Origin of the sequence: Paracoccus zhouxuedongae (genome assembly GCF_041927815.1) — a bacterium.
GTDB lineage: Bacteria > Pseudomonadota > Alphaproteobacteria > Rhodobacterales > Rhodobacteraceae > Paracoccus.
Window position 1 is genome coordinate 142,787 of sequence record NZ_JBHFHM010000003.1, and the last position, 12,776, is coordinate 155,562.

Annotated in this window: 9 protein-coding genes; 7 read left to right on the forward strand and 2 right to left on the reverse strand. The window is 65.5% G+C overall.

The window, feature by feature from the left end; translation table 11 throughout:
• Nucleotides 1-4: 4 nt before the first annotated feature.
• Entirely contained in the window at nt 5-1,360 is a 1,356-nt protein-coding gene (gdhA, locus tag ACEYYA_RS05425) for an NADP-specific glutamate dehydrogenase (RefSeq protein ID WP_374798394.1), read from the reverse strand.
• Nucleotides 1,361-1,661: 301 nt separating this feature from the next.
• Between gdhA and pnp the strand changes: the two genes are divergently transcribed.
• From pnp to ACEYYA_RS05440, 3 genes are all read left to right on the forward strand, one after another.
• Entirely contained in the window at nt 1,662-3,809 is a 2,148-nt protein-coding gene (gene pnp, locus ACEYYA_RS05430) for a polyribonucleotide nucleotidyltransferase (RefSeq protein WP_374798396.1), read from the forward strand.
• A 69-nt stretch (nt 3,810-3,878) separates the two neighbouring features.
• The gene (locus tag ACEYYA_RS05435) at nt 3,879-4,577 is read left to right on the forward strand and encodes a hypothetical protein (RefSeq protein WP_374798398.1); all 699 of its coding nucleotides are present in this window, start codon (nt 3,879-3,881) and stop codon (nt 4,575-4,577) included.
• Between the two features lie 40 nt (nt 4,578-4,617).
• On the forward strand, nt 4,618-5,427 hold the full coding sequence (locus ACEYYA_RS05440; protein WP_374798400.1) for a glycosyltransferase family 2 protein: 810 nt from the start codon (nt 4,618-4,620) through the stop codon (nt 5,425-5,427).
• Nucleotides 5,428-5,471: 44 nt separating this feature from the next.
• On the opposite strand, the gene ACEYYA_RS05445 is transcribed toward ACEYYA_RS05440, so the two are convergent.
• Nucleotides 5,472-6,131: a peroxiredoxin gene (locus tag ACEYYA_RS05445; RefSeq protein ID WP_374798402.1), complete on the reverse strand. Its 660-nt coding sequence runs from the start codon at nt 6,129-6,131 to the stop codon at nt 5,472-5,474.
• Between the two features lie 256 nt (nt 6,132-6,387).
• On the opposite strand from ACEYYA_RS05445, the gene ACEYYA_RS05450 reads away from it, so the two are divergent.
• From ACEYYA_RS05450 to ACEYYA_RS05465, 4 genes are all read left to right on the forward strand, one after another.
• Nucleotides 6,388-7,830: an aldehyde dehydrogenase family protein gene (locus tag ACEYYA_RS05450; RefSeq protein ID WP_374798630.1), complete on the forward strand. Its 1,443-nt coding sequence runs from the start codon at nt 6,388-6,390 to the stop codon at nt 7,828-7,830.
• A 120-nt stretch (nt 7,831-7,950) separates the two neighbouring features.
• Complete coding sequence (locus ACEYYA_RS05455) at nt 7,951-10,812, forward strand: monovalent cation/H+ antiporter subunit A (RefSeq protein ID WP_374798404.1); 2,862 nt, start codon at nt 7,951-7,953, stop codon at nt 10,810-10,812.
• On the forward strand, nt 10,812-11,246 hold the full coding sequence (locus tag ACEYYA_RS05460) for a Na+/H+ antiporter subunit C (protein ID WP_374798632.1): 435 nt from the start codon (nt 10,812-10,814) through the stop codon (nt 11,244-11,246). Before ACEYYA_RS05455 ends, ACEYYA_RS05460 begins: the two co-directional genes overlap by 1 nt.
• Nucleotides 11,243-12,775: a monovalent cation/H+ antiporter subunit D gene (locus ACEYYA_RS05465; RefSeq protein WP_374798406.1), complete on the forward strand. Its 1,533-nt coding sequence runs from the start codon at nt 11,243-11,245 to the stop codon at nt 12,773-12,775. The genes ACEYYA_RS05460 and ACEYYA_RS05465 overlap by 4 nt, the downstream gene beginning before the upstream one ends.
• Nucleotide 12,776 lies beyond the last annotated feature (1 nt).

Genomic DNA, 12,776 nt, shown 5'->3' on the forward strand with positions numbered 1-12,776 from the left:
CCACTCAGATCACGCCCAGCATGGTCATTGCATCGGCCACGCGCACGAAACCCGCGATGTTCGCGCCGATGACATAATCGCCGGGCGCGCCATATTCATCGGCGGTTTCATGGCAGGTGTCGTGGATGTTGCGCATGATCGCGGCCAGCCGGGCCTCGGTCTGCTCAAAGCTCCAGCTGTCGCGGCTGGCGTTCTGCTGCATCTCCAGCGCCGATGTCGCCACCCCACCGGCATTCGCGGCCTTGCCGGGCGCAAACAGCACCCCGGCCTGCTGAAAGGCGCGGATCGCCTCGGGGGTGCAGGGCATGTTGGCGCCCTCGCCCACGGCGATGCAGCCGTTGCCGATCAGCCGCGCGGCATCCTTGCCCGACAGCTCGTTCTGGGTGGCCGACGGCATGGCGACATCGCAGGCCACATCCCAGATGCTGCCCTTGCCCGCCGCGATGAAATGCGCGCCCTCGCCGCGACGCTTGGCGTATTCGCTGATGCGTTCGCGGCGGACGTTCTTGATCTCTTTCACCAGATCAAGGTCGATGCCGTTGTCATCGACGATATAGCCGCCCGAATCCGACATGGCGACAACCGTGCCGCCGAACTCTTGCACCTTTTCGACGGTATAGATGGCGACGTTGCCGGACCCCGACACCACCACCCTTTTGCCGTCAAGGCTGGTGCCACGGGTTCCCAGCATGGCCTGCACGAAATAGGTATTGCCATAGCCCGTCGCCTCGGTCCGCGCGCGCGAGCCGCCATAGCTGAGCGCCTTGCCGGTGATCACCCCGGCCTCATACCGGTTGGTCAGGCGCTTGTATTGGCCGAACATGAAGCCGATCTCGCGCCCGCCCACGCCGATGTCGCCCGCCGGAACATCGGTATATTCCCCGATATGGCGGTGCAGTTCGGTCATGAACGACTGGCAAAAGCGCATGATTTCGCCATCGGACCGGCCCTTGGGGTCGAAATCCGACCCACCCTTGCCGCCGCCGATCGGCATCCCGGTCAACGCGTTCTTGAACGTCTGCTCGAACCCCAGAAACTTGATGATGCCGACATTCACCGAGGGGTGAAAGCGGATGCCGCCCTTGTAGGGGCCAAGCGCGCTGTTGAACTGGACCCGGAAGCCGCGGTTGATCTGCACCCGGCCCTGGTCATCCACCCACGGCACGCGGAAGATGATCTGGCGTTCGGGTTCGCAGATGCGTTCGATCAACGCCATCTCAAGGTAATGCGGATGCTTGGCCACCACCCGGCCGAGGCTTTCCAGAACCTCGTGAACGGCCTGGTGGAACTCGGGCTCGCCCGCGTTGCGACGGGTCACTTCCGTCAGGATCGGTTCTAGCTTTTCATCGATGCCGGTCATGGCATGTTTCCCCATTTTGCTGCGCTTGCAAAATTGGCGCAGGCCGCGCGTCAGGCCAAGCGAAAACACAGCCGCCACATGAAATGGTCGGTTTTGTCACAGGCGTAAGGGGGCGCCGGTCGCGCGTCGGGCGGGCGCGCAACCCCCTTCCCCCAAGGCCGGTTTTCCTGTATGCCCCGCCAATCTGTGACGTGAGGCGCGCCCCCCGCCGCATGCAAAGGATAGGGGGCGGCGGCAATGGGGCCGCCATGCAAACGCGGGACCGGCAGGGGCCGGAACCCGTCAGAGGAACCGACACCACATGTTCAATGTCACCAAGAAATCGATCCAGTGGGGCGAAGAAACGCTGACCCTGGAAACCGGCAAGGTTGCGCGTCAGGCCGACGGCAGCGTCATCGCCACCCTGGGCGAGACCAGCGTCATGGCCAACGTGACCTTCGCCCGCGAACAGAAGCCCGGCCAGGACTTCTTTCCGCTGACCGTCCATTATCAGGAAAAGACCTATGCCGCCGGCAAGATCCCGGGCGGCTTCTTCAAGCGTGAAGGCCGCCCTTCCGAAAAGGAAACGCTGGTTTCGCGCCTGATCGACCGTCCGATCCGCCCGCTGTTCGTGCCCGGCTTCAAGAATGAAGTGCTGGCGATCTGCACCGTCTTGTCGCACGATCTGGTCAACGATCCCGACATCGTGGCGATGATCGCGGCCTCGGCGGCGCTGACCATTTCGGGCGTGCCGTTCATGGGTCCGATCGGCGCCGCGCGCGTCGGCTATGCCAATGGTGCCTATGTGCTGAACCCCGAGGTCAGCGACATGGACAACCTGCGCATGAACCCCGAACAGCGCCTGGATCTGGTCGTCGCCGGCACCAAGGACGCCGTGATGATGGTCGAATCCGAAGCCTATGAGCTGACCGAGGCCGAGATGCTGGGCGCGGTCAAGTTCGGCCATGAGGCCATGCAGCCGGTGATCGACCTGATCATCGACCTGGCCGAAGCCGCCGCCAAGGAGCCGTTCGACTTTACCCCGGCGGATTACTCGGCGCTGTATGCCAAGGTGAAATCGCTGGGCGAGGCGAACATGCGCGCCGCCTATGCGATCCGCGACAAGCAGGACCGCCACAACGCTGTCGAGGCCGCCAAGGCCGCGATCAAGGCTGGCCTGTCCGAGGATGAGCTGGTCAATGCCAACCTGGGCTCGGCGCTGAAAAAGCTGGAATCGGGCATCCTGCGCGGCGACATCATCAACGGCGGCGCCCGCATCGATGGCCGCGACAAGACCACCGTGCGCCCGATCGTGTCGGAAGTCGGCATCCTGCCGCGCACCCATGGCTCGTCGCTGTTCACCCGTGGCGAGACTCAGGCCCTGTGCGTGACCACTTTGGGCACCGGCGATGACGAACAGATCATCGACGCGCTGCACGCCAACTATCGCGCCAACTTCCTGCTGCATTACAACTTCCCGCCCTATTCGGTCGGTGAGGTTGGCCGCTTCGGCCCGCCCGGCCGCCGCGAAATCGGCCATGGCAAGCTGGCCTGGCGCGCGCTGCAAGCCGTGCTGCCGGCGCCGACCGACTTCCCCTATACGATCCGCGTCGTGTCCGAGATCACGGAATCCAACGGCTCGTCGTCGATGGCCACCGTCTGCGGCAGCTCGCTGTCGATGATGGATGCGGGCGTGCCGCTGAAATCGCCGGTCGCCGGTGTCGCCATGGGTCTGATCCTGGAAGAAGACGGCAAATGGGCGGTGCTGACCGACATCCTGGGTGACGAAGACCACCTGGGCGACATGGACTTCAAGGTCGCCGGCACCGAAAAGGGCATCACCAGCCTGCAAATGGACATCAAGGTGGCCGGCATCACCCCGGCGATCATGGAGCAGGCCCTGGCCCAGGCCAAGGACGGCCGGATGCACATCCTGGGCGAGATGAACAAGGCCCTGTCCGCTGGCCGGACCGAGTTCAGCGCCCATGCCCCGCGCATCGAGACCATGCAGATCCCGACCGACAAGATCCGCGAAGTGATCGGCTCGGGCGGCAAGGTCATCCGCGAGATCGTGGAAACCTCGGGCGCCAAGGTCGATATCCAGGACGATGGCACGATCAAGATCGCATCCGCCAATGGCGAGGCGATCAAAAAGGCCTACGACATGATCTATTCGATCGTGGCCGAACCCGAAGAGGGCAAGGTCTACACCGGCAAGGTCGTGAAGCTGGTCGATTTCGGCGCCTTCGTGAACTTCTTCGGCAAGCGCGACGGTCTGGTTCACGTCAGCCAGATCGCCAACAAGCGCCTGACCCATCCGAACGAGATCCTGAAGGAAGGCCAAGAGGTCAAGGTCAAGCTGCTGGGCTTTGACGACCGCGGCAAGGTTCGCCTGGGCATGAAGATGGTCGACCAGGAAACCGGCGAGGAAATCGTCGCTGAAAAGAAAGAGGAATCGGCCGAGGGCTGATCCCGATCACATTGAAGATGGCCCCGGTTCGCCGGGGCCTTTTTCTATCGCGGCGCCAAAGGGGGGCCGATGAAGGATATCACGCTGACCCTGACCATCGGCCGCCGTCCCGATGCGCTGGCCTATACGCTTGAAGGGCTGTGGCCGCTGACGGCGCTGCTGCCGGTGCTGGCGATCAACGACTTTGGCGATGAGGAGACCAACGATGTCTTCCGCCGCGCCTGTCCCGATGGCCGGCTGATCTGTGATGGCATCCGGCGCGGCCACCATGGCGCGATGGACCGGCTGCTGGCCGATGTCGACACCCGGTTCATCCTGCATTGCGAGGATGACTGGCATTTCTGGCAGACCGACTTCCTGCCGGATGCCCGCGCCCTGCTGGCCGCCAATCCGCTGATCAGCCAGGTCTGCCTGCGCGATCTGGGGGATTTCAGCGCCCGCGACGTCAACCCGCGCGACATCCGCACCGAAACGCGCGACGGCGTGCAATATGCCCGTGTCGATCACCAGCACAGCCAGTGGTTCGGCTTCACCTTCAACCCCTCGCTGTTTCATGCCGATCTGGTGCGCCAGGCGGGTGGCTTTTCGGCGTTTCGCAAGGAGCGCCACCTCTCGCGGCACCTGCGCCGTCAGGGCCGGTTCGTTGCCTTCCTGATGCCATCGGCCTGCGAGCATCTGGGCGGCTTTGACAGCATGTCACAACCCGCGACGCCCCCCTGGCCCAAGCGGCTGCGCAACTGGTTGCGGGCGCTGATCGGCCGGGGTTAGCTTGGTGCCAAAGCCGCACCGCCACGAACAGGAGGGTCCGATGCGACTGCCCATCTCTGCCTTCATCATCTGCCAGGACGAAGAGGCGGTGATCGAATCCTGCCTGCGCAGCCTGTCGATGTGCGCCGACATCGTGGTGGTCGATTCCGGTTCAACCGACCGAACCGTCGCCATCGTGCAGGGGCTGATCGACGAAGGCATGCCGATCCGGCTGTTTCATGAGGCCTGGCGCGGATACGGCGCGCAAAAGCAGTTCGCGCTGGATCAATGCACGCAGGACTGGTGCTTTTCGGTCGACAGCGACGAACGGGTCAGCGCGCGGCTGACGGCGGCGCTGCCCGCGATGATCCAGACCGACGGCGTCGATGGCTGGCGGGTCACGCGCTATGACTATCTGAACGGCTATGGCTATGTGCCGCCGCGCGCGCACGAACGCCACCACAACCGGCTGTTCCGCCGTGGCACGGGGCGCTTTGACCCGACCGACCGCGTGCATGAGGGGATCGCCATCGACGGCACGGTGCGCAAGGCGCCCGAGGGCGGGCTGCTGCATTTCCGCCCGATCCCGCTGGCCGAGGAAATCGGCAAGAAGAACAAATATTCGTCGCTGAAGGCGCAGATGAAGCGCGAACGCGGCATTGCCGCGCGGCCCTGGAAAATGGTGTTCAGCCCCATCGTGTTCTTTGGCCGCTGGTATTTCGGCCATGGCCTGTGGCGCTGTGGCTGGGCGGGGTTCATCCATGCCGCGACTGGCGGCATCTATTCCTTCCTGACCGAGGCCAAACGCTGGGAGGCCGAGGCCATCGCCCGCAAGCCCCCGATCGAGCCGCCCGAACCCGACGGCTATTGAACCCGCACCCCGCGCCGATGGCGGGATGCGGGCCGGGTCAGGCGTTACTTGCTGACCGGATCCTTGGCAAAGCGCAGATAGGGATAGACGACCTTCAGATCGCCGTATTTTTCCTGCGCCTTGTCGGTCGGGCACGAGGTGCGGACGATCACGTCATCGCCGGGGCGCCAGTCGGCAGGGGTGGCGATTTCTTCGCGGTCGGTGGCCTGGATGGCGTCAAGGCAGCGCAGGATCTCATCGAAATTGCGGCCGACGGTCATCGGATAGATCAGCATCAGGCGGATCTTCTTGTCCGGCCCGATGATGAAGGTGGCGCGCACGGTCGCGCTGTCGGCGGGGGTGCGGCCATCCGGCAGATAGGCATCGGCGGGCAGCATGTCATAGGCCTTGGAGACCGCCAGGCTGGTGTCGTCGATGATCGGGAAATCGGCCTTGGCGCCGGCGAAACCCTCGATGTCGGATTTCCACTTGCGGTGGTCCTCGGCGCTGTCCACCGAAATGCCGATCACCTTGGTGTTGCGGCGGGCGAACTCGGGCACCAGCTTCGACACGGCGCCGAACTCGGTCGTGCAGACGGGGGTGAAATCCTTGGGGTGGCTGAACAGCACGGCATAGCTATCGCCGATGAAGTCGTGAAAGCGAACGGTGCCGTCGCTGGTTTCGGCGGTAAAATCGGGGGCGATGTCGTTGATGCGAAGGCCCATGGGCTTGCTCCTTCCTTGGGTTTCGGACGCTGTTGATATAGGCGCGGACGCGCCGCGATGAAACCCGCGCCGCACCGCGGCACGACCTTTACCGCAGGCCGGATTGGGCGATCTGCCGCTATCGGACGCCGCCGATCGGCAGGCTGCCGCGCGGGGCGGGCAATGCGCCATGCCGGGCGGGTTGCGCGCTGGCGGGGGCGGTGCCACCATGGCAGGCGCACAGGCACGCAGCCGAAGGGGATATCCGATGACCGACATGATCGACGCACGCCAATTCTACATCAACGGCCAGTGGGTCGATCCGGCCAAGGCCCGCGACCTGGCTGTCATCGACCCCTCGACCGAGGAGGAGGTCGCGGTGATCTCGATCGGGGATCAGGCCGATACCGATGCCGCCGTCGCCGCCGCCAAGGCTGCGCTGTCGGGCTGGGCGGCCTCTGACCGGGACGAACGCCGCGCGTTGGTGGAACGCATCCTGGCGATCTACAAGCGCCGCGCCGCCGAGATGGCGCGGATGATCACCCTGGAAATGGGCGCGCCGCAAGACATGTCGCTGGGCGATCAGGTCGATGCCGGGATCTCGCATATCAGCAATTTCCTGACCGCCTTTGACGACTTCCAGTTCATCCGCCCGCTTGGCCCGCAGGCCCCGAACACCCGCATCGCGCAGGAACCGGTGGGCGTGGTGGCGCTGATCACGCCCTGGAACTGGCCGATGAACCAGGTCACGCTAAAGGTGATCCCGGCGATGCTGGCGGGCTGCACCTCGGTGCTGAAACCGTCCGAAATCGCGCCGCTGTCGTCGCATCTGTTCGCCGAAATCGTGGATGAGGCCGGTTGCCCCAAAGGGGTGTTCAACATGGTGCATGGCGATGGTGCGGGGGTGGGCACGCAGCTTTCCACCCATCCCGACGTCGATATGGTCAGCTTCACCGGATCGACCCGCGCCGGGATCGCCATCACCAAGGCCGCCGCCGACAGCCTGAAGAAGGTCGCGCTCGAACTGGGCGGCAAGGGGGCGAACCTGATTTTCGCCGATGCCGATGACAAGGCGGTGGTGCGTGGCGCGCGGCATTGTTTCTATAACAGCGGCCAGTCGTGCAACGCCCCCACCCGGATGCTGGTCGAACGCAGCGCCTATGACCGCGCGGTCGATACGGCGCGCGAGGTCGCGGAAAAGACCGGCGTGGCCAGTGCCCACCAGCCCGGCCGCCACATCGGCCCGGTGGTCAGCAAGCAGCAATGGGACAAGATCCAGGAGATGATCCAGAAGGGCATCGACCAGGGCGCGCGGCTTGTCGCCGGTGGTCCTGGCCTGCCCGAGGGCGTCAATCGCGGCTATTTCGTCCGCCCCACCGTCTTTGCCGATGTCACCCCCGACATGGACATCGCCCGGCAGGAAATCTTCGGCCCGGTGCTGTCGATCATGCCCTTCGACAGCGAGGATGAAGCCGTCGCCATCGCCAACGACACCCCCTATGGGCTGACGAATTACGTCCAAAGCCAGGACGGCGCGCGCCGCAACCGCATTGCCCGCCTGCTGCGGTCGGGCATGGTGGAAATGAACGGCGAAAGCCGGGGCGCGGGGGCCTTTTTCGGCGGCGTCAAGGCATCCGGGCGGGCGCGCGAAGGCGGCCATTGGGGCATCGAGGAGTTCACCGACAGCAAGGCCATTTCGGGCTGGGACGGCGACAAATAGGCGAAATCTGACGGAAACGTCAGAAATGCTGCCTTTTCACGCGCGCGTGATGGGTTGACAGCCCGGCGGCTGTGAACAAGTTACGGGGAACTGTCGCAGATTTTCCCCGGATGAGGCCCCATGTCGCCTGCCCTGATCGCTGCCCTGCCGTTCATCGGCGCGCTGTTGCCCGGCCTGATGGTGCGGGCCGGACGCGATGCCGCCGCCCTTGCCGCTGGCAGCGCCACCCTGCTGGCGCTGATCGGCCTGATGCTGCATGCCCCCACCGTGATGGCTGGCGGCGTGGTCGAGACCGGCTTCAGCTGGATCCCGCAACTGGGCCTGAACGCCAGCTTCCGCATCGACGGGCTGGGAATGCTATTTGCGCTGCTGATCCTGGGGATCGGCCTGCTGATCATCATCTATGCGCGCTATTACCTCTACAAGACCGACCCGGCGGGTCAGTTCTACACCTATCTGATGCTGTTCCAGGGCGCGATGGTGGGCATCGTCCTGTCCGACAACATCCTGATGTTGCTGATTTTCTGGGAACTGACATCGCTGTCGTCCTTCCTTCTGATCGGCTATTGGAAGCACCTGCCCGAGGGGCGTCAGGGCGCGCGGATGGCGCTTGCCGTCACCGGCATGGGCGGGCTGGCGATGATCGGGGGGATGCTGATCCTGGGCCAGATCGCGGGCACCTATGAAATCTCGGGGATTCTGGGTGCGCGCGACGCGATCCAGGCCAGCCCGTATTACCTGCCGGCGCTGATCCTGATCCTGATCGGGGCCTTTACCAAATCGGCGCAGTTTCCGTTCCACTTCTGGTTGCCGCATGCCATGGCCGCGCCAACGCCGGTCAGCGCCTATCTGCATTCCGCCACGATGGTGAAAGCCGGTCTGTTCCTGATGGCGCGGCTGTGGCCGGTGCTGGCGGGCACGCCGGAATGGTTCTGGATTGTGGCCACCACCGGCCTGATCACCATGGTGCTGGGCGCGACGATTGCCTTTTTCAAGGACGACCTCAAGGCGATCCTGGCGTTCTCGACCGTCTCGCACCTGGGCCTGATCACCATGCTGCTGGGCCTGGGCACGCCCGCCGCCGCGACCGCTGCCGTGTTCCACATCATCAACCACGCGACCTTCAAGGCGGCGCTGTTCATGGGCGCGGGCATCGTCGATCATGAGACCGGCACCCGGTCGGTTCGCCGCCTGGGCGGTCTGGCGGGGCTGATGCCGATCACCTTCACCCTGGTCACGATCGCGGCGCTGTCGATGGCGGGCATTCCGCCGCTGAACGGTTTCCTGTCCAAGGAAATGATGCTTGAGGAAGCCGTCCACACGACCGGTTGGTTCGGCCCGGACTGGCTGTTCTATGTGCTGGCCACGGTCGGGGCGCTTTTCTCGGTCGGGTATTCGGCGCGGCTGATCGTGCAGCCCTTCCTGGGGCCGCAGCGCGACGATTACCCCAAGGCGCCGCATGATCCGGGCCTGGGCCTGTGGCTGTCGCCCGCCGTTCTGGTGGTGCTGGTCATCGCCATTGGGCTGATGCCGATGACGATTGCCGGGCCGCTGGTCAATGCCTCAGCCAGTGCCGTCACCGGCCAGGTGATCGAGGCCAAGCTGAAGCTGTGGCACGGCGTCAACCTGCCGCTGATGCTGTCGATCATCGCGGTGATCGGCGGGGTGATCCTGCTGGGCCTGCATCGCGGCCTGCAAGCGGCCTGGGATGCCATGCCCCGCCCCGAGGCGAAGGCGATCTTCGATGCGCTGACCGGGGCGCTGTCGCGCGCCGCGCGGGCGGTGACCGATGGCGTTCACAACGGGTCGATGTCGCGCGCGTTGGCGGTGTTCACCGTGGCGACGGTCGGCGCGGGCGCACTGGCCTTTGCCGGGGGCGTGCTGGCCCCGCCGACGCGGCCCCTGCTGGCGGTCGACCCGCTGCCCTTCATCGGCTGGGTGCTGCTGATGGTCGGCACGTTGTGCACGCTGGCCTTCCATCGCTATCGCCTGCTGTCCCTGGTGCTGGTCGGCATCGTCGGGCTGATCGTCTCGGTCGGGTTCGTCTATCTGTCGGCCCCTGACCTGGCGCTGACCCAGTTGACGGTCGAGGTGGTGACGGTGGTGCTGATGCTGCTGGCGCTGAACTTTCTGCCCAAGGTCACGCAGGTGGAAAGCAGTGCCGTCAAGCGCGCCGCCGATGGCGTGATCGCGGTGGTCGCGGGTCTGGGCATCGGCGGGCTGGCCTATGCACTGCTGCGCCGCGACTTTGCCTTTCCGTCGATTTCCGATTTCCACCTGGCCAACAGCTATACCGGGGGCGGCGGCACCAACGTCGTGAACGTCATCCTGGTCGACTTCCGCGGCTATGATACCTTTGGCGAGATCATCGTGCTGGGCATCGCCGGCATGGCGATCTTCGCCCTGACCGAGACGCTGCTGTCTGGCGCATCGGGCCGCAAGCTGGCCAATTGGGTGCATGATCAGGCCCGCGCGGGCGACCGCCACCCGATGATGCTGGTGGTGGCGACGCGGGTGATGATGCCGATCGCGGTGATGGTCGGCGCCTATATCTTCCTGCGCGGCCACAACCAGCCGGGCGGCGGCTTCATCGCCGGTCTGGTCGTCGCCATCGCGCTTTTGATGCAATACATGGCCTCGGGCTTTGCCTGGGCGCAGGAGCGGCAGCGCATCGTCTATCACGCGCTGATCGGCAGCGGCGTGGTGATCGCGGCGCTGACCGGCGTGGGGGCCTGGCTGGCGGATCGGCCGTTCCTGACCTCGGCCTTCGGCTATTTCCGCATTCCGCCGCTGGAAAAGTTCGAACTGGCGACGGCCATGGCCTTTGACCTGGGCGTGTTCCTGACCGTGGTGGGGGCGGTGATGCTGTCGCTTGCCTCGCTGTCGCGGATCGCGCGGCGGGCGGGCGAGACGGTGAATACCGAACCCATGGACATCGACCCGTCGGCCCCGCGCGCGGCCCAGATCAAAGGAGGCGAATGATGGAGGCCCTTGTCGCCATTGCCATCGGCACGCTGACCGCAGCCGCCGTCTATCTGATCCTGCGGCTGCGCAGCTTTGCCGTGATCCTGGGCACGCTGCTGCTGAGCTACGCGATCAACATCTTCCTGTTCGCCAGCGGGCGTCTGGTCATCAACCGCCCGGCGATCCTGGACCCGGCGGCGCCCGGCTATGCCGACCCGCTGCCACAGGCGTTGGTGCTGACCGCCATCGTGATCGCCTTCGGCATGACCGCCGTGGTGGTGATGATGGCGCTTGGCGCGTTTCTGGAGGGGGGCGACGACCGCATCGACATGCCCGATCCGGTCGCGCCCGCCCCGCCCCGCGCCCCCGCCGATCGCGGCGCGCGCGATGAAACCGACCCCGATCAGACCGCGCTTGGCGCACCCGAAGTCGCCCGAAAGGACCAGCCGTGAACCATTGGATCATTGCCCCTGTCGTTCTGCCCGCGTTGCTGGCGCCGCTGATCGTGCTGTTCATGCGCCACGACATCGTGCTGCAACGGGTGTTTTCGCTGGCGGGGACCATTGCGCTTGCGCTGATCTCGGTCGCGCTGCTGGTGATGGCATCCGACAATGTGATCGAGGTCTACCGCCTGGGTAACTGGCCCGCGCCGTTTGGCATCGTGCTGGTGCTGGACCGGCTGTCGGCGCTGATGGTGGCGCTGACGGCATGGCTGGCGGTGGCGGTGCAGGTCTATGCCATCGCCTCGGGCTGGGATCGGCGCGGCTGGCATTTCCATTCGCTGTGGCAGTTTCAGCTGATGGGCATCTGCGGTGCGTTCCTGACCGGCGACGCCTTCAACCTGTTCGTGTTCTTCGAGATCCTGTTGATCGCCAGCTATGGCCTGATGGCGCATGGCGGCGGCGAAAAGCGGCTGCGCGCCTCGGTGCAATATGTGACCTACAACCTGATCGGATCGGCGCTGTTTCTGGTCGCGCTTGGCACGATCTATGCGATCACCGGCACGCTGAACATGGCCGATCTTGCGGTCAAGGTCGCGCAATTGCCGCCCGGCGATGACGCGCTGATCCGGGTGGCGGCGCTGCTGTTGCTGCTGGTCTTTGCGGTCAAGGCGGCACTGGTGCCGGTGCATATGTGGCAGCCGGTGACCTATGGCCACGCGCCCGCGCCGGTGGCGGCGCTGTTCTCGATCATGACCAAGGTGGGGGTCTATGCGATCCTGCGCTTCTACACGATGATTTTTGCGCCCGACAGCGTGGCCGGACCCGCCGTGGCCGAGGTGCTGCTGCCCGCCGCCCTGGTGACGCTGGCGGTCGGCATGACCGGCGTGCTGGGCAGCCGCCATCTGGGCCGTATGACCGCCTTTGCGATCATCGGGTCGGTCGGCACGCTGATGATCGCCGTGGCGCAGTTCAGCCCGGCGGCGACGATGGCGGGGCTGTATTATCTGATCCATTCGACGCTGGCCGGGGCGGCGCTATTCCTGGTCATCGATCTGGTCGCGGCGCGGCGTGGGGCCACGGGCCTTTGGCGGGTGCCCGCGCCGCCGATCGCGCAGAACGGTCTGATCGCGGCGCTGTTCTTTGCCGCCGCCATCGCGATGGCCGGGATGCCGCCGATGCCGGGCTTTATCGGCAAGCTGATGATCCTTCAGGCCAGCCTTGCGAACCCGTGGTGGGTCTGGATCTGGGTGGTGGTGCTGGTGACCTCGCTGATGGCGATCTACGGCATGGCCTCGGCCGGGTCGGATGTGTTCTGGCGCGCCCATGCGGTGCCGGCCGAGGGCCTGCCTGCGCCGCGCCCGGCCCTGCATCAGCCGACCAGCCCGGCGACGGCCTTCGGCGCAGTGATCGCGCTGCTGGCGGCCCTGGCGGTGCTGGTCGTCGTCGCTGGCCCTGTCACCGACTGGCTGGCCCAGACCGCGACCCAGATCCACAACCCGGCGGGTTACATCGCCGCCGTGCTGACGAACCAGGGGTAAA